General features: G+C 28.6%; 23 protein-coding genes. 9 read left to right on the plus strand and 14 right to left on the minus strand.

Translation table 11 applies throughout. The features are described 5' to 3' along the window. Positions 1–242: 242 nt before the first annotated feature. The 12 genes from G534_RS08475 to tsaE form a co-directional block, all read right to left on the minus strand. Positions 243–4,172 (minus strand): Rib/alpha-like domain-containing protein, encoded by a 3,930-nt coding sequence (locus G534_RS08475; protein WP_027348510.1) that lies wholly within the window; start codon positions 4,170–4,172, stop codon positions 243–245. 397 nt (positions 4,173–4,569) lie between these two features. Continuing rightward, a complete protein-coding gene (locus tag G534_RS0107280) occupies positions 4,570–5,052 on the minus strand; it encodes a metallophosphoesterase family protein (protein WP_027348511.1) in 483 nt (160 codons plus the stop codon). Continuing rightward, positions 5,049–5,645, minus strand: coding sequence for an RdgB/HAM1 family non-canonical purine NTP pyrophosphatase (gene rdgB, locus G534_RS0107285; protein ID WP_027348512.1), 597 nt, complete (start codon positions 5,643–5,645; stop codon positions 5,049–5,051). The genes G534_RS0107280 and rdgB overlap by 4 nt, the downstream gene beginning before the upstream one ends. Further along, the gene (gene gatB, locus G534_RS0107290; protein ID WP_027348513.1) at positions 5,642–7,063 is read right to left on the minus strand and encodes an Asp-tRNA(Asn)/Glu-tRNA(Gln) amidotransferase subunit GatB; all 1,422 of its coding nucleotides are present in this window, start codon (positions 7,061–7,063) and stop codon (positions 5,642–5,644) included. Before gatB ends, rdgB begins: the two co-directional genes overlap by 4 nt. Then, positions 7,063–8,454: an amidase family protein gene (locus G534_RS0107295; protein ID WP_027348514.1), complete on the minus strand. Its 1,392-nt coding sequence runs from the start codon at positions 8,452–8,454 to the stop codon at positions 7,063–7,065. The genes gatB and G534_RS0107295 overlap by 1 nt, the downstream gene beginning before the upstream one ends. Positions 8,455–8,461: 7 nt before the next feature. After that, a complete protein-coding gene (locus tag G534_RS08255; protein WP_034596139.1) occupies positions 8,462–8,743 on the minus strand; it encodes an Asp-tRNA(Asn)/Glu-tRNA(Gln) amidotransferase subunit GatC in 282 nt (93 codons plus the stop codon). Then, the gene (ligA, locus tag G534_RS0107305) at positions 8,740–10,728 is read right to left on the minus strand and encodes an NAD-dependent DNA ligase LigA (protein ID WP_027348515.1); all 1,989 of its coding nucleotides are present in this window, start codon (positions 10,726–10,728) and stop codon (positions 8,740–8,742) included. The genes G534_RS08255 and ligA overlap by 4 nt, the downstream gene beginning before the upstream one ends. Positions 10,729–10,735: 7 nt before the next feature. Beyond that, positions 10,736–12,934 carry an ATP-dependent helicase gene (locus G534_RS0107310; RefSeq protein ID WP_027348516.1) on the minus strand — a complete coding sequence of 733 codons (2,199 nt, stop codon included), beginning with the start codon at positions 12,932–12,934 and terminating at the stop codon, positions 10,736–10,738. Position 12,935: 1 nt separating this feature from the next. Further along, positions 12,936–13,970, minus strand: a complete 1,035-nt coding sequence (tsaD, locus tag G534_RS0107315) for a tRNA (adenosine(37)-N6)-threonylcarbamoyltransferase complex transferase subunit TsaD (RefSeq protein ID WP_034596140.1) — start codon at positions 13,968–13,970, stop codon at positions 12,936–12,938. A 22-nt stretch (positions 13,971–13,992) separates the two neighbouring features. Continuing rightward, the gene (gene rimI, locus G534_RS08800; protein WP_027348518.1) at positions 13,993–14,433 is read right to left on the minus strand and encodes a ribosomal protein S18-alanine N-acetyltransferase; all 441 of its coding nucleotides are present in this window, start codon (positions 14,431–14,433) and stop codon (positions 13,993–13,995) included. Then, positions 14,423–15,100: a tRNA (adenosine(37)-N6)-threonylcarbamoyltransferase complex dimerization subunit type 1 TsaB gene (gene tsaB / locus G534_RS0107325; RefSeq protein WP_027348519.1), complete on the minus strand. Its 678-nt coding sequence runs from the start codon at positions 15,098–15,100 to the stop codon at positions 14,423–14,425. The genes rimI and tsaB overlap by 11 nt, the downstream gene beginning before the upstream one ends. Then, positions 15,100–15,540: a tRNA (adenosine(37)-N6)-threonylcarbamoyltransferase complex ATPase subunit type 1 TsaE gene (gene tsaE, locus G534_RS0107330; RefSeq protein ID WP_027348520.1), complete on the minus strand. Its 441-nt coding sequence runs from the start codon at positions 15,538–15,540 to the stop codon at positions 15,100–15,102. The genes tsaB and tsaE overlap by 1 nt, the downstream gene beginning before the upstream one ends. Before the next feature lie 109 nt (positions 15,541–15,649). Here tsaE and G534_RS0107335 point away from each other — a divergent pair, with 109 nt between their 5' ends. The 4 genes from G534_RS0107335 (at position 15,650) to G534_RS0107350 (ending at position 19,208) form a co-directional block, all read left to right on the plus strand. After that, positions 15,650–16,099: a nucleoside 2-deoxyribosyltransferase gene (locus G534_RS0107335; protein WP_027348521.1), complete on the plus strand. Its 450-nt coding sequence runs from the start codon at positions 15,650–15,652 to the stop codon at positions 16,097–16,099. A 94-nt stretch (positions 16,100–16,193) separates the two neighbouring features. Then, a complete protein-coding gene (locus G534_RS0107340; RefSeq protein ID WP_027348522.1) occupies positions 16,194–17,558 on the plus strand; it encodes an MATE family efflux transporter in 1,365 nt (454 codons plus the stop codon). Positions 17,559–17,607: 49 nt separating this feature from the next. Continuing rightward, entirely contained in the window at positions 17,608–17,964 is a 357-nt protein-coding gene (locus G534_RS08260; protein WP_034596141.1) for a DUF1622 domain-containing protein, read from the plus strand. A 458-nt stretch (positions 17,965–18,422) separates the two neighbouring features. Beyond that, positions 18,423–19,208, plus strand: coding sequence for an alpha/beta hydrolase-fold protein (locus G534_RS0107350; protein ID WP_027348523.1), 786 nt, complete (start codon positions 18,423–18,425; stop codon positions 19,206–19,208). Between the two features lie 253 nt (positions 19,209–19,461). Here the strand turns inward: G534_RS0107350 and G534_RS0107355 are convergent, their stop codons facing one another. Continuing rightward, positions 19,462–20,538 carry a S66 family peptidase gene (locus G534_RS0107355; protein WP_027348524.1) on the minus strand — a complete coding sequence of 359 codons (1,077 nt, stop codon included), beginning with the start codon at positions 20,536–20,538 and terminating at the stop codon, positions 19,462–19,464. 197 nt (positions 20,539–20,735) lie between these two features. Between G534_RS0107355 and G534_RS0107360 the strand changes: the two genes are divergently transcribed. Continuing rightward, positions 20,736–21,215, plus strand: coding sequence for a hypothetical protein (locus tag G534_RS0107360; RefSeq protein ID WP_027348525.1), 480 nt, complete (start codon positions 20,736–20,738; stop codon positions 21,213–21,215). Positions 21,216–21,299: 84 nt separating this feature from the next. Further along, entirely contained in the window at positions 21,300–22,154 is an 855-nt protein-coding gene (locus G534_RS0107365; protein WP_027348526.1) for a DegV family protein, read from the plus strand. Between the two features lie 48 nt (positions 22,155–22,202). On the opposite strand, the gene G534_RS0107370 is transcribed toward G534_RS0107365, so the two are convergent. Beyond that, positions 22,203–22,997 carry a formate/nitrite transporter family protein gene (locus tag G534_RS0107370; RefSeq protein WP_034596142.1) on the minus strand — a complete coding sequence of 265 codons (795 nt, stop codon included), beginning with the start codon at positions 22,995–22,997 and terminating at the stop codon, positions 22,203–22,205. Between the two features lie 110 nt (positions 22,998–23,107). On the opposite strand from G534_RS0107370, the gene G534_RS0107375 reads away from it, so the two are divergent. Genes G534_RS0107375 through G534_RS0107385 form a run of 3 tightly spaced genes read left to right on the plus strand, consistent with a single transcriptional unit; the run spans position 23,108 to position 25,321 of the window. Further along, on the plus strand, positions 23,108–24,085 hold the full coding sequence (locus G534_RS0107375) for an FAD:protein FMN transferase (RefSeq protein WP_034596143.1): 978 nt from the start codon (positions 23,108–23,110) through the stop codon (positions 24,083–24,085). Further along, positions 24,057–24,674 carry an NADPH-dependent FMN reductase gene (locus tag G534_RS0107380; RefSeq protein ID WP_027348529.1) on the plus strand — a complete coding sequence of 206 codons (618 nt, stop codon included), beginning with the start codon at positions 24,057–24,059 and terminating at the stop codon, positions 24,672–24,674. The genes G534_RS0107375 and G534_RS0107380 overlap by 29 nt, the downstream gene beginning before the upstream one ends. Continuing rightward, positions 24,671–25,321, plus strand: a complete 651-nt coding sequence (locus tag G534_RS0107385; protein ID WP_027348530.1) for an NADPH-dependent FMN reductase — start codon at positions 24,671–24,673, stop codon at positions 25,319–25,321. Before G534_RS0107380 ends, G534_RS0107385 begins: the two co-directional genes overlap by 4 nt. The last annotated feature ends 771 nt before the right edge of the window (positions 25,322–26,092 follow it).

Consider the following 26,092-nt stretch of genomic DNA (forward strand, 5'->3'; position numbering starts at 1 on the left):
AAGATAGAAATAATTTTCTTTCTTACACTATTTATGGTACTAAAAACTGACCTCCTCAAAGTTATTTTTAGGTCCAACTTTTTGGGGTCAGTTCACTATGAACTGACACTATTTTTATATTGTAGTTTACTTGTATAAAAATCTAAAATTATTGTAACTAATTACGATAAATTATTATTTGTAATTTTATTATAAAAAAAGACTGCCCTAAGGCAGTCTAAAAATTTATTAGCCTAATTTAATTAGTCTTCTTTTTTTAATTTTCTAGTAAATACATAAGCTACAACTGATAATACAGTAATTACTGATGTCATCATTACACCTGCATCACCAGTTCTTGGATTTACTGTACTTGGTTTTTTAGCTTCTTTTCCATTAACAATTACTTCAATTGTATTAGAAATTAATTTACCTTTTTCTTTTTGAACCACTTTAATCTTATCATCTTTGTTTAGTTTCTTATCAGCTGGAATTTCTACTTCCCATTTTCCGTTTTCATCAACTTTTCCTGGTATCTTTGTTCCATCTGGTAATTCTACTATAATGTCTGATCCTGGTTCTCCGCCCCCTGTTATCTTATCGTCACCTTCTGTAATCTTATCTACTATTGGCGTCTTTGATTTTTCAGGTGCTGGTTTGTCTTTAACAATTACCGTTACTGTTGTTTTATCTTTTGATCCATCTGGATATTCAACTATAACAGGCACTTCATATTCACCTGGTGTATTTCCATCTGGTAAATCTTCAGGGTTTTCTACTGTAATCTTTGGAGCTTCCTTATCTTCTGGATAATCTGGAATTCTTACCTTATCAATTACTTCTTCTTCTGTTGTTGGTTCGCCTGGTTCTTTTACTATTGGATCTGTTTCAGGTTCATATTTTACGTTATCATTTTCTTCATACTGAGCAGTTACTTCTAAATCTTCTGTAATTACTGTTGTATCTTCTTTATTCCATCCTGTATGCTTCCAGTTTTCTTCTGGAGTAACAGTTGGCTTAGCTACATCTGCAAGTGTCTTTCCTGCTTCTGGATTTACCCAGTACTTAGTTGCTCCATCAAGTGTACCATGTTCTCCTTCTTTGAATTCTACTAATACAAAGTTTTCTGGTACATCTGGTCTATCTTCACCTGGTTGTGAAACTATATCTTCACCTGTGTATGTGAATGTTGCATTGTGAACTGTATCTTCTGAGTAGCTTGCTTTTATCGCTGGATCCCATGATTTGAATGTATAGTTTTCTACATCATCCATATTTACTGTTGGTACTTCAAATTCTACTTGTTCATCTTTTAGTACCCAGTATTCTGCAGTTCCTTCTACTTTTCCTCTTGTTGTTTCAAAGCTTACTTTTACATAATCTTCATCATTTGGATCTTCTGTTACAACTTTTGCTTTGTATTGTGCTGTTACAGTCAATGCTTCTGTAATTGCTGTTGTATCTTCTTTATTCCATCCTGTATGCTTCCAGTTTTCTTCTGGAGTAACAGTTGGCTTAGCTACATCTGCAACTGTCTTTCCTGCTTCTGGATTTACCCAGTACTTAGTTGTTCCTTCAAGTGTACCATGTTCTCCTTCTTTGAATTCTACTAATACAAAGTTTTCTGGTACATCTGGTCTTTCTTCTCCTGGTTGTGAAACTATATCTTCACCTGTGTATGTGAATGTTGCATTGTGAACTGTATCTTCTGAGTAGCTTGCTTTTATCGCTGGATCCCATGATTTGAATGTATAGTTTTCTACATCATCCATATTTACTGTTGGTACTTCAAATTCTACTTGTTCATCTTTTAGTACCCAGTATTCTGCAGTTCCTTCTACTTTTCCTCTTGTTGTTTCAAAGCTTACTTTTACATAATCTTCATCATTTGGATCTTCTGTTACAACTTTTGCTTTGTATTGTGCTGTTACAGTCAATGCTTCTGTAATTGCTGTTGTATCTTCTTTATCCCATCCTGTATGCTTCCAGTTTTCTTCTGGAGTAACAGTTGGCTTAGCTACATCTGCAACTGTCTTTCCTGCTTCTGGATTTACCCAGTATTTTGTTGTTTCAGTTTCAGCTATTGTACCATTTTCACCTTCTAAAAATTCTACTAGTACATAGTTTTCAGGAACTATTGGTTTGTCTTTACCTGGTTCTTGTGGAACTATGTCACTTGTTATAAAATGTACAAAATGATTAGCTGTTTTTGTAGTTACTATTATAATTTCACCATCTATAAGTGGATTTTCTTTTCCTCTTACAATTTTATATTTGGAATTTTCTGCATCAAATCCTGAGATTTCAATCTTGTATTCTCCAGTAGGTATTCCTTTAAGATCAAAATTTTTAGAAACTGGATATCCTTCAGAACCTCTCCATGGACCTAATGCTCCTTCATAAACTATTGATGAATCATCAACTTTTGTAAGTTTAACATTTAAGTTTCTTAATTCTTCTGGTAGTGACTCTTCTGGAGTTTTTCCATTTTGAACATCTTGTCTCTTGCCATCAATATAAATACCATGAGTTACATAGCCTTTTTCAACTTCTGGTAATTCTTTTACAGTAACTTTCCACCCTTTTGCACGACTATTTTCTTCTATTGTTAGAGTTTCAGTATAGCTAAGGTCTAGTCTTTTACCTTCAGCGAATTCTTCTGGAACTGAAACTATAGATAATTTATAAGTTCCTGATGGTAATTGTAAGTGAGGTATATTACCTTCTGCATCCATCTTGAAGATAAATTCTTCTCCTGTTTCTGTATTTACAGCCTTTGATACTGCATTAGGTATTCTAGAGAAGTTTCTATCTAAATCCATATATTGTGTGTTTAATGAAACATCAATTGTTGGGATTTTTTCTACTACATTAAATCCAAAGAATGAAGATCCCTTTATTTCAATTTCTTTAGCTTCTGGCCATTCGAATTTATCTTTTAATTCTTCTGGAACTGATACTAATTCAATTGTATATTTACCAGTTTCTACAAGTTGATGTGAACCTGATTCATTAGTTACGAATTCATAAACTTTATTTGTTTCACTATTTGTTATTTTTATTACCGCTCCAGTTACAGATTTCCATGGTTTATCAGTTTTTTCTAAACTTTCATAGTTTTTACCTGATAGGTTTCTAAATGAAAGTCTTGCACCAAATTGCCATTTTTCAACTTCAGGTTCTTCATCTGCTGGCAATTCTTTTACAGTAACTTTCCATCCTTTAGCACGACTAGTTTCTTCTATTGTTACAGTTTCTGTATAGCTTAGATCTAGTCTTTTACCTTCAGAGAATTCTTCTGGAACTGATACTATAGATAATTTATATGTTCCTGATGGTAGTTGTAAGTGAGGTATATTTCCTTCTGCATCCATCTTGAAGATAAATTCTTCTCCTGTTTCAGTGTTTACAGCTTTTGATACTGCATTAGGGATTCTTGAATATTTTCCATCTTTATCCCTAAATTGAGTATTTAATGAAACATCAATTGTTGGGATTTCTTTTACAGTAACTTTCCATCCTTTAGCACGACTAGTTTCTTCTATTGTTACAGTCTCTGTATAGCTAAGATCTAGTCTTTTACCTTCAGAAAATTCTTCTGGAACAGAAACTATAGATAATTTATATGTTCCTGATGGTATTTGTAAGTGAGGTATATTTCCTTCTGCATCCATCTTGAAGATAAATTCTTCTCCTGTTTCAGTGTTTACAGCTTTTGATACTGCATTAGGGATTCTTGAATATTTTCCATCTTTATCCCTAAATTGAGTATTTAATGAAACATCAATTGTTGGGATTTCTTTTACAGTAACTTTCCATCCTTTAGCACGACTAGTTTCTTCTATTGTTACAGTCTCTGTATAGCTAAGATCTAGTCTTTTACCTTCAGAAAAATCTTCTGGAACAGAAACTATAGATAATTTATATGTTCCTGATGGTAGTTTTAGGTAAGGTATATTACCTTCTGCATCCATCTTAAAGATAAATTCTTCTCCTGTTTCTGTGTTTACAGCCTTTGATACTGCATTAGGGATTCTTGAATATTTTCCATCTTTATCCCTAAATTGAGTGTTTAATGAAACATCAACTGTTACCTGTTCTTCACCTTCCGCTCTAGCATCAACTGTTACAAATGGCAACATTAATACTAAAGCTAAAAGTAAAGCAATAATCTTCCTACTTTTGCTATTCACAATATTCCCCCTTCTAATTATATTGTTTTTAATTAATTACCTAGAAAGTTTTAAACCACACTTTCTTAATTAAATTATATATATATATAATATCTATCTAAATAGCCTTAATCCAGTCTATCACACATGTTTCCCCTTCTACTTAATTCTTAACATCTGTTTTTTAGCTGTTTTTAGCCATTTTTTGAATCGTATTATCCTTAAAACCGAATTTTTATTCATTTATTCATATAACTTCATTTATGAAATAATTGTAACAATTGATAATTTTCATAGTTTATTCTTTGTTTTTAACAAATAAACTATTTATATTTTATAATAAAAATAAAACTGTTAAACTATTGTTTTAAGATCTATATAAAAAAAGGATTCCGTGTAGAATCCTTTTTTGATAATATTATCTTTCTAATTTTATTCTCTCAATACTAATATCTTCAGATGTAACATCCATTAGTACAAATGATTCATATTCAAATCCCCTATCATATCCTGCAGATCCCGGATTTAATATTTTTATTCCTTCTATTTCCTCATACAAATATACATGAGTATGACCGTAGATAACCATTTCGGCTTCAGCTTCTTTCGCTGCATAATATAATTTAGTTTCACCAAAGTTTACACCCTCACGATGACCATGAGTTAGTAGTATTTTGTGACCATTTATTCGAACAAGTTCTCTCCATGGTGTATTGACATCCATGTAGTCGTTGTTTCCACGAACTACGAACATTGGTAATTTAGTCTTTTCACGAATTTTAGTTGCATCTTCCACAGTATCGCCAAGATGGATTATTAGCTCAACATCATTAAATTGTTTTAGTGTATTTAAAAATGGTTCAATTCTACCATGCGTATCTGATACTACTGCTACTTTCATATATTCACACTTTCTAGTAATTCTTTAAGATTATCTAAAGCTCTTTTTCTATGATTGATAGAAACTCTTTCTTCATCAGTAAATTCTGCTAATGTCTTATTATAATCTTCAACTTCAAAGATTGGATTATAACCAAATTTATTATCTCCACGTTTTTCAAATGCGATATAACCGTCCAATTTGCCTTCTGCATAATATTCTTTTCCTTCTTTTGTAATTAAACAAATTGTAGTCATAAAATATGCTTTTCTATCTTCTTTGTTTTTATAGTTTTTTAATGCTTCTAATAGTTTTTCATTATTTGAATCGTAAGTCGCATTTTCACCGGTATATCTTGCTGTATGAACTCCAGGATTTCCATTTAGAGCTTCTACAAAAAGTCCCGTATCATCAGCTATTATATTTTCATTAGTTAAATCATAAAGAGCTTTTGCTTTTAAATAAGCATTTTCTCTTAAAGTATCCCCATTTTCATCGACTTCTAAGTCTTTGTATCCTATATCTGATTTTAATACTAGTTCATAGTCTGAACCCAGTATTGATTGAATTTCTTTAATTTTGTCTTTATTTGAACTTGAAAGAATGATTTTCATCTTTTATCTAATTCCTGTCTTATTATCTTATTAGCCTCTTGAGGATTTGCTTGTCCTTTTGATTGTTTCATAACTTGTCCTACTAAGAAACCTAATGTCCTATCTTTACCTGCTTTATAATCTTCAATTGATTGAGGATTTTGATCCAATACTTGATCTATAAGTTTAACCAAGAATTCTGAATCATTGTTTTGTTCAAGTCCTCTTTCCTTCATAATCTTTTCTGGATTTTCATTTGATTCAAAAATTTCTCTGAAAATCTTCTTAGCATTATTATTTGAAATTTTTTCTTCTTTTACAAGCTTTAATAGTTTAATAAAGTTTTCATTTGAAAGTTTAATATCTGATATTTCAATTTCATGTTCTTTAATTCTTCTTAAAGCTTCGGTCAATATCCAATTAGCTATTAATTCAGGTTCATTGAACTCACTTACAAGATTTTCATAGTATAGAGATAACTCTCTATCTTTTGATAATACATTTGAATCATAATCATTTAGACCATATTCTTTTTGATATCTTAATTTTTTATCTCTTGGAAGTTCAGGTAAACTTTTCTTAATTTCTTCTATAAATTCGTCTGAAAGATTTATTCTTGGCATATCTGATTCTACAGTGAATCTGTAATCATTTTCTTCATCTTTTTTACGCATTAAAATTGTTGTGCCTGAAGCTTCATCCCATCTTCTAGTTTCTTTTGAAGATGTTTCTCCTTTTTGAAGATTTTCTAATTGTCTTTTTTCTTCATATAAAATAGCTTTTTCAACAGCTCTGAAAGAGTTAAGATTTTTAATTTCAGCAATTGCATGAGTCAATCCATTATCATCTTTTATATTGACATTAACATCACATCTTAATGAACCTTCTTCCATCTTTCCATCAGAAACTTCGATATATCTTAATCTTTGTCTTAAATCTTCTAAAAAGGTTTTAGCTTCACTCGCAGATGAAATATCTGGTTTTGTAACTATTTCTATAAGAGGAACCCCTGCTCTATTATAGTCTAATAAAGTTTTCCCATCATCTGTATGTGTTGATTTACCAGTATCTTCTTCTACATGGATTCTTTGAATTCTAATCTTTTTTAAATCATCTTCAGATTCTATTTCAAGATATCCATTTTCTGCAAAAGGTTCATCCTGTTGAGTTATTTGGAATCCTTTTGTTAAATCAGGATAAAAATATTTTTTTCTATCAAATTTCATTGACTGTCTAATATCACAATCGAAAGCAATACCTGCTTTTATAGCTAATTGCAATGCTTTTCTATTTATTCTTGGAAATGTTCCAACAAATCCTAAGCAGGTTGGGCAAACTAAAGTGTTAGGAGCTTGACCGAATTCATTTTTACATGAACAAAACATTTTTGTTTTGGTTGAAAGTTCCGCATGTATTTCTAAACCAATTATTGTTTTCATTATAGGCTCCTTTCTATTTCTTCTGCAATTTTTAATAATTTCATGTCTTCATTTCTATTTCCAGCAATTTGGATTGAACCTAGTCTTTCCTTAGAAATAGGTAGTGATATTGCTGGAATATCGGATAAATTAGTAATTGTATTGAACATTCCAGTATCAAATGATGCAAAAGAATCTTCGCTTGTTTCTCCTACTTTTCTTGGTAAATCAATTGTTGTAGGTGTTAATATTACATCATATTTATCTAATAATTCATTTATTTGACTTCTAACTTGATATCTAATTTCCATTGCTTTTTTGTAGTATTTTTGGTCTGTATCTTTAGATGAGAAATAATTTCCTAAAGCTATCCTTCTCTTTACTTCTTCACCAAAATGTTCACTTCTATTAGAAATATAAAAATCTTCTGTTGAATTATATTCTTCAACGGATTCTCCATATCTTAAACCATCTATTTTAGCAATGTTTGATTCTACTTCTACAGACATTATAACTGTATATACTTGATTTAATGCTTCTAAATGTTCAAGTTCTATCTCTTCAATTACTGCCCCTGTAGATTTGATTTTTTCAAGGCTTTCACTGAATAAACTTCTAATTTCTGGGTTTACATTATATTCATCTTTTAATTTTATCGTGGCAATTTTTATATCGCTTAAATTTATATCTTCATCGAATTCCTGTAAATTATGTGAAGTAAAGTCCATATCAGATTTTCCACGTGATACATCAAACAAAACTCTAATATCTTCTACATTATTTGCCATAATTCCAACTCTATCAAAACTATTTGACATTGAAATTACGCCATATCTGGATATTGCACCATATGTAGGTGCAAAACCTACTATATTACAAAAATCTGCTGGTGTTCTAACTGAACCACCTGTGTCAGTTCCAAATCCTACAACTGCTTCTTCTGCAGCAATTGCAGTAGCTGTACCTGATGATGATCCTCCTGGACTTAAACTTGGATCAAAAGGATTTATAGATGCTCCAAAATATGAAGTTTCAGATGATGATCCCATCGCATATTCATCCATATTTGCCTTTCCAATGATTATTGCATCTGTCTGTTTTAACTTTTCAATTATATCCGCATCAAAAAAAGGTACAAAATTTGATAATGATTCTGATGCTGCTGTTGTTCTCAAACCATCTGTAAGTATATTATCTTTTACAGCAACTGGAACTCCAAATAGTCCATCTATTTCAGAACCGTTTTTAATTTTTTCATCAAGTTCTTTTGCTTGATTTAATGCTTCTTCTTTGTTTAATGTAATATATGAATTATATTTATTGTTTTCTATATTTTCATATATTTTTTCTATATATGAGGCTACCGTTAATTCCCCATTTTTATACTTTTCATGTAATGTTTTAATATCCATAACTCACCTAATCTTCCAATACTTTATCTAATTTGAAATAACCATATTCTCTATGTTTTGTATTTTGAAATATTAATTCTCTATCCGTTGATTCTTCTATCTCATCTTCTCTTAATTTAGAAAAAATTTCAGAAGTAATTTCAAAATATTCTCCACCTTCAGTAGAGTAATCCATAATATGATCTACCATTTCAACTACTTTTATAAATTTGGATATTTGTATTTCCCTTTCTTTCTTATCTTCAGGAAGTCGTAAATATGCTCTATTATAATATCTTTCTACATTCATTTTCTTAACCTTTCCAAAAATTCATTTAATTCTTGATTTTCATACACTTTTATATTTAATTCCCTAGCTTTAGTTAGTTTCGAACCTGCGCTCTTTCCTGCTAAAACTATATCTGTTGAATTAGATACTTGAGAGGTGACTTTTGCTCCCATATTTTTCAATCTATCTTGAATTTCTTTACGATTATATCCTTCTATCGTTCCAGTAACTACAATTGTTAGACCTTCCAATTCATCAGACTTTTCTTCATCTACCTCTTCAAATATTATACCTTTATCCAATAGTTTTCGTAAAGCATATTCTATATGTTCATCATTAAAATAATCTAGGATTCCCTTCGCAGTTATATCTCCTATATCATTTACTTTTATCAATTCTTCGAAACTTGCATTTTTTATATTTTCTAAAGTTTTAAAATATTCTACTAAATCTTGTGCAGTCTTTACTCCAACATTTGGAATTCCAAGTGCATATATAAAGGATGAAAGTTTTACACTTTTTGATTTTTCAATAGATTCAAGAGTATTATTTACCCTTTTATCTTTAAAACCTTCGAGTTTATACAAATCTTCTGCTGTTAAATCATATAAATCATCGATTTCAGATATATCTAAAACTTCAATCATTTTTTCAATTGTTTTTTCTGATAAACCTTCAATATTCATCGCCTCTCTTGAAGCGAAATGTGTTAATCTCGCACTCATTTGTGGCTTACAATCAATTGCATTTGGACAATATATGTGTACATTATCATATATCAATTTAGTATGACAATATGGACAATAAACTGGCTTTTCAATTTCAGTCGTGCCATCCAAATTCTCATCTATTGCAGTAAGTATCTCTGGTATAACATCATTGGATCTACGTATGATAACCTCTGAACCAAGTCTTACCTTTTTTCTTAAAATGTCATCATAATTATTTAATGTTGCTCTTTGAACTGTAACCCCATCGATATCAACTGGATCTAAAAGAGCTACAGGGGTGACTTTTCCAGTTCGACCAACATTCCATATTACCTCTTTTATGATAGTTGTATATTTTTCTGCTTCAAATTTATAAGCAATTGCCCATCTAGGGAATTTATTAGTATAACCTAAAACTTGCCTTGTTCTAAAATCATTTATCTTAATTACTACACCATCGGTTAATACATCTATTTCTTTTCTTAATGTACCAATTTTTTCAATTACTTGTATAAGGCTTTGAAAATCTTTAACCTTTTCTAAGAATGGATATGTATTAAATCCATTTTCTTTCAAGAAATTAAATACATCTATTTGAGAATCAATTATATTTTCTTGCATAAAAGTTATATTATATAAATAGCATTCTAAATGTCTTGATCTTGTAACTTTTGGATCAAGATTTCTCAATGCTCCAGCAGCTGCATTTCTAGCATTTTTTAACTTTTCTTCATTATTTTCATTATATTCTTTCAATCTAGATAAAGGCATTACACCTTCACCAGAAACTTCAATTAACCCTTTATAATATATATTTGTAGGGATGGATTTAATAGTCTTTACTTGAGGTAAAATTTCTTCTCCTATAACTCCAGTACCTCTTGTTGCAGCATTTATAAGTTTACCATTGTTATATGTTAGATTAATAGTAAGTCCATCAAATTTTAATTCAACTACATATTCTATTTCTGGTAATTTATCAGAATTAGCATTATTGTATTCATCACGAAGCCTATTTGCTCTTTGTATCCATGCTTCGATTTCTTCATATGATTGAGCCTTATCAAGAGAATAAAGCCTTCCAAGATGAGTATGCTTAACAAATTTATCAAGCACCTTGTCTCCAACCACTTGTGTCGGAGAATCTTCTAAAATAATCCCTTCCGACTCTTCTAAATCTCTTAACTCATAATACAAAGCATCATATTCAGTATCTGAAACTAAAGGATCATCTAATGTATAATAATGATAATTAAGCTCTTTTATTTTATCTATTAATTCTCTCATTCTTTCCATAATAGCCTCAAATCTTCTTTAATTTTGCTAATTTAGCATCTAATTTTTTCAATCCTGCTTTTTCGAAATTAACTAGCAATTCATCTCCATCATCTTTTTCTGTTATGGAGATTACCATTCCTTTTCCAAACTTTTTATGCATAACTGTATTACCAATATTAAATTTCATATTAAGTGAATCTTCAAATCTCTTTTTCTTTTCCTGAATTTCTTGACGAATTCTTTCTCTCTTTATTTCAAATGAATCGAATATATCATCATAAGAAATTGATTGTGTTTCTTGAACTTTAGGTTTTTCTTCATCTAAATATTCTATAATTTCATCAATAAATCTAGATTTTTTTGTATATGAACTTCTTCCATACATAGTTCTTGTAGATGCCGAAGAAATAAATAATCTTTGTTTTGCTCTTGTTATTGCAACATAACATAGTCTTCTTTCTTCTTCTAGCCCACCTTCTTCAATAGTTCTAAGACTTGGAAATAGTCCATCTTCCATTCCCGCTAAAAATACTACTTCATATTCTAGCCCTTTTGCAGCATGAATTGTCATCAAACTAATTCCATTTGAATCTTCAGTTTTATCGGTATCCGAAAGTAAATTTACATTTTGTAAATAATCATAAACTGTTGCATCTTCATGTGTTCTTTCAAATTCTGCAACAGCTGTGATTAATTGACCGATATTTTCTATTCTTGAAGCATCCTCAATCTTTTTTGAACTTTCAAGCATTTTTTTGTATCCAGACTTCTCATATATTTCTTCAACTAAATCTGTAATTAAATAATCATCAATTAAATTAATAAAACTTTGCATTTCATATCCAAAATTACGAAGTTTAGTAACAGCTCCTTTTGATAATTCATTTGAAATCGCATCATCAAATATTGCATCAAACATAGATTGATTAGTTTGATTTGCAAAGAATTCTAAATTATTTACTGTAGTATCACCAATTCCTCTTTTTGGTAAATTTATTATTCTTCTAAGTGATAAATTATCATCTGGATTCGCAATAAATTGAACATATGCAAGTATGTCTTTAACTTCCCTTCTATCGTAGAATTTAAGTCCCCCAACTATTTTATGAGAAATATGATTTTCCATTAATTTCTCTTCCAAAACTCTCGACTGTGCATTAGTTCTATAAAGTATTGCCATTTCCGATAAATCATATCCTTTATGTTGCATTTGTTGGATTTTTAAGACAATATCTGAAGCCTCTTCATATTCTGATGAAGAATTTCTATATATTGGTTTTTCTCCTACTGAATTATCAGTCCAAAGATTTTTTTCTTTTCGCTCAATATTGTTTTTTATTAAGGCATTTGCCGAATCTAAAATTTTTGTAGTTGAACGATAATTTTGTTCTAACAATATAACTTTTGCTTTTTTAAAATCTTTTTCAAAATTTAGAATATTTGAAATATCTGCACCTCTCCATGAGTAAATAGACTGATCACTATCACCTACCACGCAAATATTTCCATGAACTTTTGTAAATAATTTTATTAATTCATATTGTGCTTTATTTGTATCTTGATATTCATCCACAAATACATATTTAAATTTATTGGCATAATAATTTAATGTTTCATCATCTTTTTTTAATAGACTTATAGTTTTAATAATTAAATCATCGAAATCAAGTGCATTATTCGCCTTTTTTCTTTTTTCATATTCTTCATAAATTTGTGCAGTATTTCTTTGTTTCTCATAAAATGCTTTATCTAGTAATTCTGTTGGTTTAACAAAATTATTTTTACTATCTAAAATTACATAGATTACTTCAGCAATGGATAAAAACTTTTCATCAATTTTCAAATCTTTCATTATTTGTTTTACTAATTGTTTTGAATCCTGAGTATCATAAATAGTGAAATTTTGTTTATATCCTATTTTTTCAATATTTCTTCTAAGTATTCTCGAACATATACTATGAAATGTCCCAATCCACATATGATCTACATTTTTTTCTAAAAGTCTTGAAACTCTATCTTTCATTTCATTTGCAGCTTTATTTGTAAATGTAAATGCTAAAATATCAAATTCTGAAGCCAATTTATTTTCTATTAAATATGCAATTTTTCTTGTAAGTACTGTTGTCTTTCCAGAACCAGCCCCAGCAAGTATTAAAATTGGTCCATCTGTAGTGTTAACAGCCTCTTTTTGTTCATTGTTAAGATTTCTAAGCAATACTGACATTTTACCCCTTTTCTAATCCAAGATTTGGTATTACATTTAATTTCAAATCATCTGCACCATATTCTAAATAATTATAATATCCAGCAGCAGCAATCATTGCCGCGTTGTCTGTAGAAAGTGACAATGGTGGATAATAAAATTTTATATCTAATTCTTCTAACTTTTTAGCCAATTCTTCCTTAAGTAGTTTATTGGCAGCAACTCCACCAGATAATACAAATTTATCATAATTTTTTTCTTTAATAAGTCTTATGGACTTTTCAACCAATACATCTACAACAGCTTGTTGAAATGACGCTGCTACATCATTTACATTTATTTCATTTCCTGCCATTTTTTCTTTGTTTAGATAATTAAGAACAGCAGTCTTAAGTCCACTAAAACTAAAATCATATGAGTCTTTTTCAAGCATAATTCTTGGAAATTCAACAGCATGTGGATTTCCTAATTCTGCAGCTTTTTGTATAGCTGGACCACCTGGATAACCAAGGCCCAATGATCTTGATACTTTATCAAAACTTTCTCCTGCAGCATCATCTCTGGTTTGTCCAATAACTACATACTCTGTATGAGTAAGTACTTCTACAAGATAAGTATGTCCACCAGAAACTACAAGTGATATAAATGGAGGCTCTAATTCTTCAAACTCTAAATAGTTAGCACTTATATGCCCTTCCATATGATTTACTCCAATTATTGGTTTATCAATTGCAAGTGACAGTCCCTTTGCATAGGAAATTCCTACAAGCAATGCTCCTACAAGACCTGGTCCTTTAGTTACAGCAATTAAATCAATATCATTAAATGTTTTATTTGCTTCTTCTAAAGACTCCTTAACTACATAATTAATAGCTTGAAGATGTTCTCTTGAAGCTATTTCTGGCACTACTCCACCATATTTTTTGTGTGTTTTTATTTGACTAAATACCGTATTTGATAATATTTTATTTCCATTTTCTATCACTGAAACTGATGTTTCATCACATGATGATTCAATTCCAAGTGTTATAAATTTTTCTTTTATTAAACCTGTCATAATTACCCCATTCTAAACCGATTTAATCTTGTAATTTTCCTCTTTGCATAATATATGCATCTTCTCCAAGACCATAATAATTTTTTCTTGTATATAAAATCTCTAGACCAAATTTTTTATATAAGTTTATAGCTGCCAAATTCTCTGTGCTAACTTCAAGATAAATAATTTGTTTCTTTTTCATTCTACTAATCAATTCATTCATAATATCCGAAGCATATCCTCTTCTTCGAAAATCAGGATGAATTGCAAAATGATTTATATTTATCTCATCAAGATAATCATTATAAAACATATATCCAATCAATTTATTATCTATTTCTAAGCCAATTGTTTTGTTATTTTCTCCTTCAAATTCAATAAAAAAAGCTTCAAGTGGCCATGGATTTGGAAAAAACTTCTCTATTTCTACTAAAGTATCAATATCTTTTTCTTCTAGATTTCTATAATATTTATTTTCCAAAACTAATCTCCGCTTGAGACTTTCTCAAATAATTCGGCGTAATATTAAATGTATTATCTATTTCACCTTTTTCATATTTTTCTTTTGCAAGTACTGCAATATTTCTAGAAATCCCATTATTCAATCCAGGATGTGATAATTTAACATTTGAAAACTCTTTAATTTTATTTGGAAGTTTGCTAATTGCTTCCCCAACAATTGTAATTCTATCTATTTCTTGAATTCTCTCTTCAAGTACATTTTCTTCAATTATTTCTTCAAATTGCATTTCCAATTGATTATTATTCCATTTATATAATCCTGCAAAATATCTATTTCCTCTTGCATCGATAATCGCAAGCACATATCCATCATTCATAATGGAATATGCCATTCCCTTTAATGTTGAGACCCCAATTATTGGTTTATCTAATGCTTGAGCCATAGCTTTTAATGAAGTCATACCTATTCTAAGTCCTGTAAATGATCCTGGCCCTTTGGCAATCGCAAATAAATCTATATCATTCGCTTTAATTTTAAGATCATCCAGCATTCTTTTTATTAGTGGAACTAACATTTCTGAATGAGTCTCTTCTTGATTGATACTTGAATCTGCAATTATTTTATCATCTTCTAATATACTTATTGACGACATCATAGTTGATGTATCTACCGCTAAAATTCTCATCAAATCTCTCCCATTTCAGAAAATCTGTCGACATTCCCTTTTATTTCGATTATTCTTTTATCATCTACTTGTGTAATTTCTATTTCAATCATATCTTCTGGCAAATAGTCACCACCCATTGCAGCCCATTCTATAAAAGTAATTCCATCTGGATAAAAATATGTTTCATAATCAATTTGTTCTAATTCACTAGGGTCTTCAATCCTATATAAATCCAAATGATTAATTTGAAAATCACCATAATAAATATTTACTATCGCAAATGTAGGTGAAGTAACATAATCATCAACACCTAATTCTTTTGCCAAATATTGTACTAATGTTGTTTTGCCAGCTCCTAAATCACCTATAAGAGAAATAACATCTCTATTTTGCAATTTTGAAGCTAATTTTCTAGCAAATTTTTCTAAATCTTCTAAATTTTCTATTTTAAATTTCATAACTCTTCCTTAATTCACAGTTACAATAATTATATCAAATATAGTTATTTTTTAAAATGAACTATTAAAATATATATGGTAAAATATAAGAAAATTAGTGGAGGTTTTTATGAAATTATATTTAGCTGGATCATTATTTAATGAAGCAGAAGTACAACAAAGAAAACTTGAAGGAAATCTTTTGAGAGAAAATTTCCCTAATCTTGATATATTTAATCCTATAGATCAACCTTTCAATGAAGATAAGCAAACTCTTCCTACTCCTATCGACATTTATAATGGAGATACAAAAGCTGTAGAAGAATGCGATATATTTATTGCAGATCTGACAAATGAAGATTCTGGTGTAATGGTTGAACTAGGTATTGCTTTATATACCGATACAAAATTAATTATTGGTATCAACTCTGATATTAGACTCCAATCAGCAAATAAATATGATGTTCCAACATATGGAATGAATCATTATGTACTAGGTGCAATTTTAAAACATGGGAAATTTGTAAGATCATTCAATGAAGCTATTGATGAAATTAAGAAATTTTTAGAAAACAATTAATTTAATAGTAATTTTAAAATTATCCTATATACATTTGTAATTAATCGAAATAAGAGTTAGAATATAATTTGTTTATAATTAGAATGGAGTTTTTATGTTACAAAATATATCAAAGGATAAACAGTTTTACAAGCAAGCTATCAAGATTGCTTGGCCTTCTGTTTTAGAGAGTTTTTTTATAGCTTTGGCTGGTATGATTGATACAATAATGGTTTCAGCATTGGGTTCTTATGCTATTTCTGCAATAGGACTAACTAATCAACCGAAATTTATCGCCTTAACCGTATTCATAGCCGTAAACACAGCTATATCTGCTTTAATAGCTAGAAGACGAGGTCAAGAAGATAAAAAAGGGGCCAATGAAGTTTTCCTAACAGCATTTACGATTAATATCATTTTATGCGTTTTTATAACTGCAATATTTTTATTTTATATTGAAGATATTATTCGTTTATCTGGTTCAAATGCAGATACTCATGATTCTGCTGTAGGATATTTAAGAATTATAATAGCTGGACAAATTTTTAATATAATTGCAATGACTATAAACTCTGCACAAAGAGGTTCAGGAAATACAAAAATTGCTTTTACAACAAATTTGGTTTCATCAGCTGTAAATATAATGTTTAACTTTTTATTAATCAATGGTAATCTAGGATTCCCTGCAATGGGAATACAAGGAGCGGCTATAGCCACTGTTGCAGGAACTATTGTAGCATCTATTATGAGTTTTATATCACTTTATAATAGAAATAGCATGATACAAGTTAAATATATATATAAGCATAAAATTAAGCCAACAATGGAAAGCTTAAAATCTATATTTAATCTGTCATATACAATATTTTTAGAATCAATAATGATGAGAATCGGTTTTCTTGCCACAGCTTTAACATCTGCTAAACTTGGAACAGATATATTTGCCGCACAAAATGCAGCATCAAATTATCTAAATATAGCATTTTCATTTGCAGATGGTATGCAAGTTGCTGCCATTGCTCTATCAGGTAGAGCCCTGGGAGCAGACAAGAAAGATGTTGCAATAAAGTATGTACATGTTTGTCAAAGAATTGGTTTTATGATTTCAATAATTATATCCGTAGTATTATTTGTATTTGGCGAAAATCTAATGCAATTATTCTTTAATCCAGATACTCAAGCACAATTAATTGAATATGGATTACAAATGACAAAATATATAATGGTTATAGTATTATTACAAATTTCCCAAATCATTTATGGTGGTGCTTTAAGATCTGGTGGTGACGTAAAATTTGCATTATATTCAACTATTATCTCAGTATCAATAGTTAGAACAGCTGCTACTTTAATACTTGTTAATGTATTCAATATGGGACTACACGGTATATGGATAGGTATATTAGTAGATCAATTATTAAGATATATCTTACTTCACTATAGATTTAAGACAGGAAGATGGACAGAAATTACTATATAACTTTTACAATAAATATTAGATTTAATATTAGATATCTTTGGAGGGATATATGCTAGAATTTTTAGAAAATGTGCTTAATATTGTAGCACCTATCACAATAACTCTACTTGAGCTTATCGGTGTGTTTATAATTTTATATGGAGCTTTTGCTGCAATTGTTAATTTTATAAAACATGGAATGGATTTAAAAGAAAATACAACTAAAATTCTACTTGGTGAAGCTTTTTCACTAGGTTTGGGATTTAAATTAGGTTCAGAAATTATCAAGACTGTTGTGGTGAGAAGTTTAAATGAACTTGCTATACTTGCCATTGTAGTTGTTTTAAGAGTTGTTATGACCATTGTAATACATTGGGAAATTGAAAAAGCTGACCTACATGATGAATTCAATAAAACAAAGAAGTAATGAACAGATTGCTAAGCAATCTGTTTTTTTTATACATTATGTTGTATGCTATGAATTTACCCAATTATATATAGTTGACTTTACTTCTTTTGTTTAATATAATTTTAGAGTATAAAAAGAGCTTTGAAACATCAAAATAAAAACGTGGTAGAGATTTTAAACAAACTCCAGAACAAGTAGACTATTTTAGATTATTACACAGTAAATATGATGAATGGTTTGCTAATTACAAGGCAACAGATACATTAGTATTTTCAATCTATGAACTAAGTATTGAAGATCCCGAAGATAGAAAATATATAATGAATAAAATACATGAAAAATTAGACGAAATAAAAAAATAATATATAGAGTCAGTATTAAGCTGAATCTCAAAATCCGAAATACACACGGTGGGATTCAGCCCATATTATTATTGACTCTTTTTTATTGTGCTATAATTTTATAAAGGAGACTATATGAAATTAGAAATATTAGAATACAAATTTTATGATGACACACTTAGAAATGTCTATATATTAAAACCTGAGAAATTAGATGAAAATAAACAATACAAAACTCTATATATGTTTGATGGTAAAGAAGTATTTATTGAAAGTGAATATACTAAAGCTAATTGGGGAATTATTGAAGCTTTAGAAAAAAATAATATTGACGATTTATTTGTAATAGCTTTTGATAATGCAAAAGAGAATCGTTTAAATGAATACATTCCCTATTCCATCACACATCACAATAAGGAGCTTAAATCTAGTTTTAATGAATTTTCAAAATTTATAATAAATGATTTAATTCCCGATTTAGAGAAAAAATATCCGCTTGAACCAAATAAATCATCAAGATTTCTAGCAGGTTCTTCTGCTGGTGCATGGTCAACACTTGCTTTTGCCGCAAATTATAAAGATATATTTTCAATTTATGGCTTATTTTCTCTTGCATCATGGATTGCCAAAATGAGTAAAGCAAAAGACTTCATAGAATATATTGACGAATGTGGTCTTGATAAAGATTCAAAATATTTTGTATATGTTGGTGATAAAGAAGGATATAACAAAGAATTTGATATTGAAACAAAAAAGGTTACCGATGCTTATATTCATGAATCAAACAGACTTGTTAAATATTTTAAAGAAAAGAATATAAATAATTATGATTTTATAATAGGAGAAAATGAAACCCATAGTGAAGTTTCTTGGAGTAAATTTATGTCTAATTTCATTGAATTTATAGCAAATAATGAATAATTTGAAGAATTAGATTCAAATAGCTCGTTTCCTAACAATATTTCAGAACCTAAAAAAAGGTATATCAGAAATTATTCCGATATACCTTTTTTTTAATTTTAAATCATTTCTCATTTTCCATAAACCGTTAGTCTAACAAACTTTCTATGACCTGGGTATGATGATAGAGAACTATTTTTCCCTATTCAATATTTCTTGATGTATTACATTTTTCATATCAGAATTCATTAATACTTTTTCTTCATTAGATTATCTAATCATTAAATATTGATTCTTTAATGATTATCTTTTTATTATCTAAATCAACTTCTGTTTCTATTCCATAAGGTATTATTGCTCTTGGATATGCGTGTCCAAAATTAACATTGTATAGAATAGGCGTATCTAAATCACTAAATACTTTTTTATATACTTCTTTATATTCTTCATAATATGTTTCATCGGTTGGTTTACCTACTATAACCCCTTGAATTGCCGATAAAACTCCTCTTTTTTTGAATTCATTTAATATTAATTCTAATCTTTCAGGTTTCATTTTTTCACCAGCAGTTTCAACAAATAATATTTTTTCTTTCCATTCATCTATTGTTGGGAGTACTTCGTATTTTTCAACTATTTTATCTACACCTCTTCCTACTAGATCTAAAAGAGCATCACCTATAGTATCAAGACATCCACCATAAAGTTTTCCACTAAATTTACCACTACCATTTAATACTTCATATCCCTTTGTTTCTTGCATTTTTTTACGTTTTACACCTACTTGGTCAACGCCATGATCCTCTCTATCAAAATACCAATATTCCGAAGGTCTTATTTCAAATTCATCCTTTGCATCAAAATATAAATTGAAATATTCTTTTGTATATGGAAGCATTTCATCTTCAAGTTCTGCTATATCCACTAAATATGCAGGCCCATAAAATGTATTAAGCCCCAATTTTTGAAACATTAAATGATTCATTGTGGTATCAGAAAATCCAGTAAATAATTTTGGTTTATTAACTACTAAATCCTTAAACTCTTCATCTTCAAAAAGATATTCATATGTTCTATATGTGTCCATACCACCAATTGCCGTCATAATAGCTTTAATAGAATCATCTTTAAAAGCTTCTTTTAAGTCTTCTGCTCTTTTATCTGGATTTTCATCTAAATACTTAATCCCTTTTGTAGAATTAGGCATATAAACTACTTCTAGCCCCATTTCCTTCATTCTTTTTTCAGCGATTTCTCTTTGATGTTTAGTAAAATCTTCTCCTAAAATTCCTAAAGAAAGACTTACGATTGCTACTTTATCACCTTTTTTTAATCTATTAGGCTTTTTCATGTCCCCTCCTACTCCATTATTTACAAGTATATACCCATTTTTATATAATATTTGTATTTTGAATATATTTAATTATCTTTTATATAATATATTGTATCATGAATTTTATCAGTTAAAATTATTAAATCTTTTATTTTTTTTGTTATAAATATATTTTCTTGTATAATAAGACTATATAAAAATTTCAAGAGGAAAATATGAAAAATAAAACTTGGCTTTTGCCATCAACTATAGTATTGATATCTACAATAATATTGATATCTTCATTTGAATTTATACCAATTATAAATAATTTTCTTATAGCTACATTACTCATAAGTTACATACTTACAATAATATCTGTAATAATGACTGTATTCAAAGTAGATAGAATTCATAAGCTATTTAAATTTTTATTTTCAGTTTCTATTGCAATATTTGGAGGATATTTATTTATATGGATATTTCTAATTGCTTCAGTGACTTTTAGTAGTCCAAAAACTTTAGAATATAATAATAAAATCTATTATTATGAATTAAAAGAAGCACCTACCGATGTATATATTGTAAGTGAAAAAACTAGTATGCTAACTAGAAAAGTTATTTTCCATAAATATACTAAGGACTTTAGTAATTCTGAAGATGCTGTATTGAATGAAAAAAATACTATTAAAATAATTGATGAAATTGAAAAATAAAATATATATTTAAAATTAATACATTAAATTTACACAATTGATTAATAAAATATAATTGCATGATATTATGTATAAGGAGGAATTATGAAAAAAATAATATTAAGTTCAGATTCCACAAGTGATTTAGGTGATAAATTAATACAATTGCATAATATACACATTATACCACTATATATCAATCTTGATGGTAAAGAATATAGAGATGGTGTTGATATTAATCCTGATATGATTTATGAATATCATGATAACCACGGTGTACTTCCTACAACTGCTGCTCCAAATGTTAAAGATTATTTGGATCATTTTAAAAAATGGGATAAAGATGAATATGATATCATTCATTTTACTATCGGTTCATCGCTATCTTCATCTTATCAAAATGCAGCTATTGTTGCAGAAGAATTAGGAAATGTGTATGTTATAGATTCTTACAATTTATCTACAGGTATTGCTATTCTAATTCTTGAAGCTGCAAAACTCAGAGATGAAGGTCTACCTGCAAATGAAATTTTCAATAGAGTTTGTGATTTAAGAAATAAAGTAAATACGTCATTTGTGGTCGATTCGCTATTATACTTAAAAGAAGGTGGTAGAGTTTCTGCTCTACAAGCCATGGGAGCTAATATTTTAAATATTAAACCAAGTATTATAGTGAGAAATGACAATCATGGCGCGATGGATGTTGGACCAAAATATCGTGGAAATACATTAAAAGTTTTACAAAAATATGTAAATGAGTTATTTGATAACTCCGACGATATAGATGAAGAAGTAGCTTTCATTACTCATTCAGGTTCTACAGATGAAAATCTAGAATTCGTTAAGAACGAAGTAGCTAAATACAAAAACTTTAAAAATATTTATATTACTAGAGCTGGTTGTACAGTATCATCACACTGTGGATACAATACAATAGGTGTTATTTATAAAAAGAATTAATTTGAAATTATATTAAAAACAGTATCGGAAATTTCCGATACTGTTTTTTTAATCCATATATAATCTTTGTTTAATATTGTAATAAGCATATGAAAGTCCCATAATTGCTCCGCCTATAAGATTGCCTATAAAAGCAAATGACCACTGTCTTAAAATATTTATAAAATTAAATCCATTAACTAATTCTGTTTTTCCACCACATAAAACAAGTGAAAATGAAGCAAAGTTTGCAATCACATGGTCTAATCCAATATATACAAACATAAATACCGCAGATACTACAACAGTAATTTTTGCACTAGAGTCATCCATTAGTAAATAAGAAATTATTGCGATATTAACAAATATATTTGCTAGTATTCCTCCATTAAATATTTCATAATTACTATTTGATAATTTACCTTGCACTATACTAAATAAAATACTATTTTCATTTAAACTATTTAAGACTCCAGATTGCCCTATTATAAATGAAGCAATAAGTGCTCCTACTAAATTAAATAAAGTACATACAATTAAAATTTTAATAGCTTCCATAATTTTTATTTTTTTAAGATAAGTACCTGCACTCAAATACATCATATTACTTGTTGCAAGCTCTGCATTTAAAAATAATATATAGACTAATCCAAAACTAAATAAAAATGCGAAACCAAACTTCCCTAGTACATTATTTATTAAATTTAGATTGTCTGCCGCAAATATTCCTGCAAGCGTAGTAAAAGTTAAAAATGCCCCTGCAAATATAGATCTTAAAGCATATCTTGAAAAGCTCTCATTTATTAAACTTAATTTTTTATTACAATTATATTCTATTTTTTCTACAAATATTGAATTCTTCACTTTTATCCCTTTCCTCAGTTTGTTAAATTACTATCCATTAGTATAGCATTTTTAATATAAATAGTAAATTCAAATTTAATTTTTCTATTTGTTGATATATAATATTTATTATGACTAATAATTTTAATAATCCATTAAAATTAAATATTAAACTTATGGGAACATATATTAATATAACTATCTATGATTATGATAATAAAGATATAATCGATGAAGTTGAGAATTTACTCCATCATTACAATCGCATATTTTCAATGTATGATGCTAAAGCTGAATTATATAATTTAAATAAACACGCTTTTAATAATGAAATAAAAGTCTCAGATGATTTATTTAATCTTATTGAAATAGGAAAATATCACAGTGTCGATAGCAATTTAAATATATGTATTGCCCCTATTGTAAATCTGTGGAATATTGGATTTTCAAATAATAGAGTTCCTGATGATATAGAAATCAGAAAAGCATTGAAATTAACAAATCCAAATGATATTATCCTAAATTCTTCTGATAAAAGCATTCTATTTAAAAAAGAAGGGATGCAAATTGATTTAGGAGCATTGGCAAAAGGATATATAGCAGATAAAATAAAGGAATATTTAGAATCTAAAGATGTAAAATCTGCAATAATAAATCTTGGTGGAAATATCGTAACTTTAGGATTTGCAATACATAGGCCGGATTTAAATTTTAGAATAGGTCTTCAAAATCCTAGATTGCCAAGAGGTAATCATTTATTAGACTTAGCTATAAATGATATGTCAATTGTAACATCGGGAAAATATGAAAGAAATTTTAAACAAAATAATAAAATATATCATCATATTTTAAATCCCAAAAATGGGTACCCTATTGAAACTAATATGGCCTCTATTACAATCATTTCTGATAAATCAATAGATGGTGAGATTTGGACATCAAAACTATTTGCTAAATCTTATGAAGAAATTGATAAGGAATTGATGAAATATAATGATTTAGAGGCTATAATAATATATGATGATAATACGATAGAATATACTAAAGGTGTAGAAAAATATATCTTAGAAAGGGATCAAAATGACAAAATTAATTGGAATTTGTGGTAGCAATTATTCACAATCAACAAATAAAAAACTTCTTGAATATATGCAATCTCAATTCTTTTACAAAGTAGATATTGAAATATTAGAAATAGATAAACTACCTTTAATGGATGAACTTGTAGGAAAAGAAACTCCAAAAGAAGTTCTACAAATTGCAGAAAAAATTACAGAAGCTGATGGTGTAATTATTGCAGCACCAGAGTATGATCATACTCCAACTGCAGCTTTGTTGAACTTACTTTCTTGGATGTCATATAAAATCCATCCATTAGATCATAAACCTGTTCTTTTACTTGGTGTGTCCTATGGTAGACTTGGTGCATCAAGAGCACAGACAGTACTTAGACAAATACTAAATTCTCCAGAAATAAATGCAAATGTATATTCAAGAGCATATTTACTTGGATATTCAAAGAAAGCATTTGATGATTGGGGAGATTTAAAAGGTAGGGATAAAATATTGGAATTAGAAAATTTATTTGATGAATTTTTAGTATTCACTGAATCTATAAAACATCTAGATAAATCAAATTTAATCAATATTCACGATTTTGATAATTTTAACTGGAATGACTTAGGAGGGGATCAATGAAATTAATAGGTATAGTAGGATCTATATTTGAAAACTCATTAAATAAAAAACTTCTTGAATTTACCAAATTTAAATTTTCAGATTTTGTAGAAATTGAAATTGTAGATATATCAGGAATTCCAATTTTCTCTCAAGAATTAAGTCATGAAGATTATCCAAAGCTTAGAGAGATTTCAGATAAAATAATTGCTTCTGATGGTGTAATTATCGCTACTCCAGAACATAATTATACAATTCCTGTAGTACTTAAAAGTTTAATGGAATGGCTATCTTATGAACTTCATCCATTTGAAGGAAAACCCGTAATGATTATTGGTGCATCATATAAAGATCAAGGTTCTGCAAGAGCTCAATCACATTTAAAATCAATACTTGATTCTCCAGGAGTTGACGCATATATAATGCCTGGTAATGAATTTTTAATCTCTTATGCAAATAAAATTTTTGATGAAGATGGTTACATAACAGATGAAAAAACTGTTGATTTCTTAGAACATCAATTAATAAGATTTACAAAATATGCTGAAGTAGTAAATAAATTAGATTTAAAATCTGTAGAAAGTAACTTTACTAGAACACTTGCAGCAGGTGGCTACACTGATATCAACGATCCATACGATGGTACTGCTGGAGCTAGTGAATTATAGTATATTGGTTTATTTTAACTATGAATTTTAATTAAAAAAAGATGATCTATTGACCATCTTTTTTTAATTGCTCTATTTAGAAGAAGTCATGATTGACCTGAACCCGTAAACACGGAATAATTTAATAATATTTTAAGCGGAGTGTAGTCTGTACATAACAGGAGACATTCCGTTTAATTTTGTTTTATCTTTGATTCCAAATATGACACAAAAAATGAATCTAGCTTTGTATAGTCTTCAGTTTACTAATTATAACATTTTTAAGCTTTAGAAAGTCCAGAATTTACGGTCTACGGTAAGCGATAGTTGGCTTATACTCCCCAAAGATTATGGATTGTAGGTTGAAATTAATGAAATCACTAAAAAACATTCTATAATTACACCGTTGAAAATATCACTTATACCTATTTCTCTTAACGCCAAATCAATGATACACAAAAAAGATAATATTTCGGTTTTTCTGGATTTATTTTTAATTTCTCTTAACATCAAGTCAATGATACACAAAAAAGATGCTATTTCGGTTTTTCTGGATTTATTTTAATTTCTCAGAAGGTTTTTACCAATTTTTCGGTTTTTCATTAATTATTTCTCATTTCTTGGAAAAATAGACATAAAAAATGGACAAAATTGAAAAAAAAGGCGAATTTATTAAATCATTGTAACAAATTCGCGATTATTTTCTGTTATTAAAAATTTATTTTTAAATTCTCAGAAAATCAAGCATTTTCTTTCGTTTTTTTTGAAAATTTTACTTAATTCTCAGAAAAT

Origin of the sequence: Helcococcus sueciensis DSM 17243 (assembly GCF_000423145.1) — a bacterium.
Classification (GTDB): Bacteria; Bacillota; Clostridia; order Tissierellales; family Peptoniphilaceae; genus Helcococcus; species Helcococcus sueciensis.

What these genes read in the sequence shown, in the direction of transcription:
- G534_RS0107365 (WP_027348526.1), top strand. Translation starts at nt 21,300, where the DNA reads ATGAAAAAAATAATATTAAGTTCAGATTCCACAAGTGATTTAGGTGAT.
- tsaE (WP_027348520.1), bottom strand. Translation starts at nt 15,540, where the DNA reads ATGAAATTTAAAATAGAAAATTTAGAAGATTTAGAAAAATTTGCTAGA.
- rdgB (WP_027348512.1), bottom strand. Translation starts at nt 5,645, where the DNA reads ATGAAAATCATTCTTTCAAGTTCAAATAAAGACAAAATTAAAGAAATT.
- G534_RS0107355 (WP_027348524.1), bottom strand. Translation starts at nt 20,538, where the DNA reads ATGAAAAAGCCTAATAGATTAAAAAAAGGTGATAAAGTAGCAATCGTA.
- G534_RS08255 (WP_034596139.1), bottom strand. Translation starts at nt 8,743, where the DNA reads ATGAATGTAGAAAGATATTATAATAGAGCATATTTACGACTTCCTGAA.
- tsaB (WP_027348519.1), bottom strand. Translation starts at nt 15,100, where the DNA reads ATGAGAATTTTAGCGGTAGATACATCAACTATGATGTCGTCAATAAGT.
- G534_RS0107375 (WP_034596143.1), top strand. Translation starts at nt 23,108, where the DNA reads ATGACTAATAATTTTAATAATCCATTAAAATTAAATATTAAACTTATG.
- G534_RS0107380 (WP_027348529.1), top strand. Translation starts at nt 24,057, where the DNA reads ATGACAAAATTAATTGGAATTTGTGGTAGCAATTATTCACAATCAACA.
- ligA (WP_027348515.1), bottom strand. Translation starts at nt 10,728, where the DNA reads ATGGAAAGAATGAGAGAATTAATAGATAAAATAAAAGAGCTTAATTAT.
- G534_RS08260 (WP_034596141.1), top strand. Translation starts at nt 17,608, where the DNA reads ATGCTAGAATTTTTAGAAAATGTGCTTAATATTGTAGCACCTATCACA.
- G534_RS0107335 (WP_027348521.1), top strand. Translation starts at nt 15,650, where the DNA reads ATGAAATTATATTTAGCTGGATCATTATTTAATGAAGCAGAAGTACAA.
- G534_RS0107385 (WP_027348530.1), top strand. Translation starts at nt 24,671, where the DNA reads ATGAAATTAATAGGTATAGTAGGATCTATATTTGAAAACTCATTAAAT.
- G534_RS0107280 (WP_027348511.1), bottom strand. Translation starts at nt 5,052, where the DNA reads ATGAAAGTAGCAGTAGTATCAGATACGCATGGTAGAATTGAACCATTT.
- G534_RS0107340 (WP_027348522.1), top strand. Translation starts at nt 16,194, where the DNA reads ATGTTACAAAATATATCAAAGGATAAACAGTTTTACAAGCAAGCTATC.
- gatB (WP_027348513.1), bottom strand. Translation starts at nt 7,063, where the DNA reads ATGAAAACAATAATTGGTTTAGAAATACATGCGGAACTTTCAACCAAA.
- tsaD (WP_034596140.1), bottom strand. Translation starts at nt 13,970, where the DNA reads ATGACAGGTTTAATAAAAGAAAAATTTATAACACTTGGAATTGAATCA.
- G534_RS0107350 (WP_027348523.1), top strand. Translation starts at nt 18,423, where the DNA reads ATGAAATTAGAAATATTAGAATACAAATTTTATGATGACACACTTAGA.
- G534_RS0107295 (WP_027348514.1), bottom strand. Translation starts at nt 8,454, where the DNA reads ATGGATATTAAAACATTACATGAAAAGTATAAAAATGGGGAATTAACG.
- G534_RS0107360 (WP_027348525.1), top strand. Translation starts at nt 20,736, where the DNA reads ATGAAAAATAAAACTTGGCTTTTGCCATCAACTATAGTATTGATATCT.
- G534_RS0107310 (WP_027348516.1), bottom strand. Translation starts at nt 12,934, where the DNA reads ATGTCAGTATTGCTTAGAAATCTTAACAATGAACAAAAAGAGGCTGTT.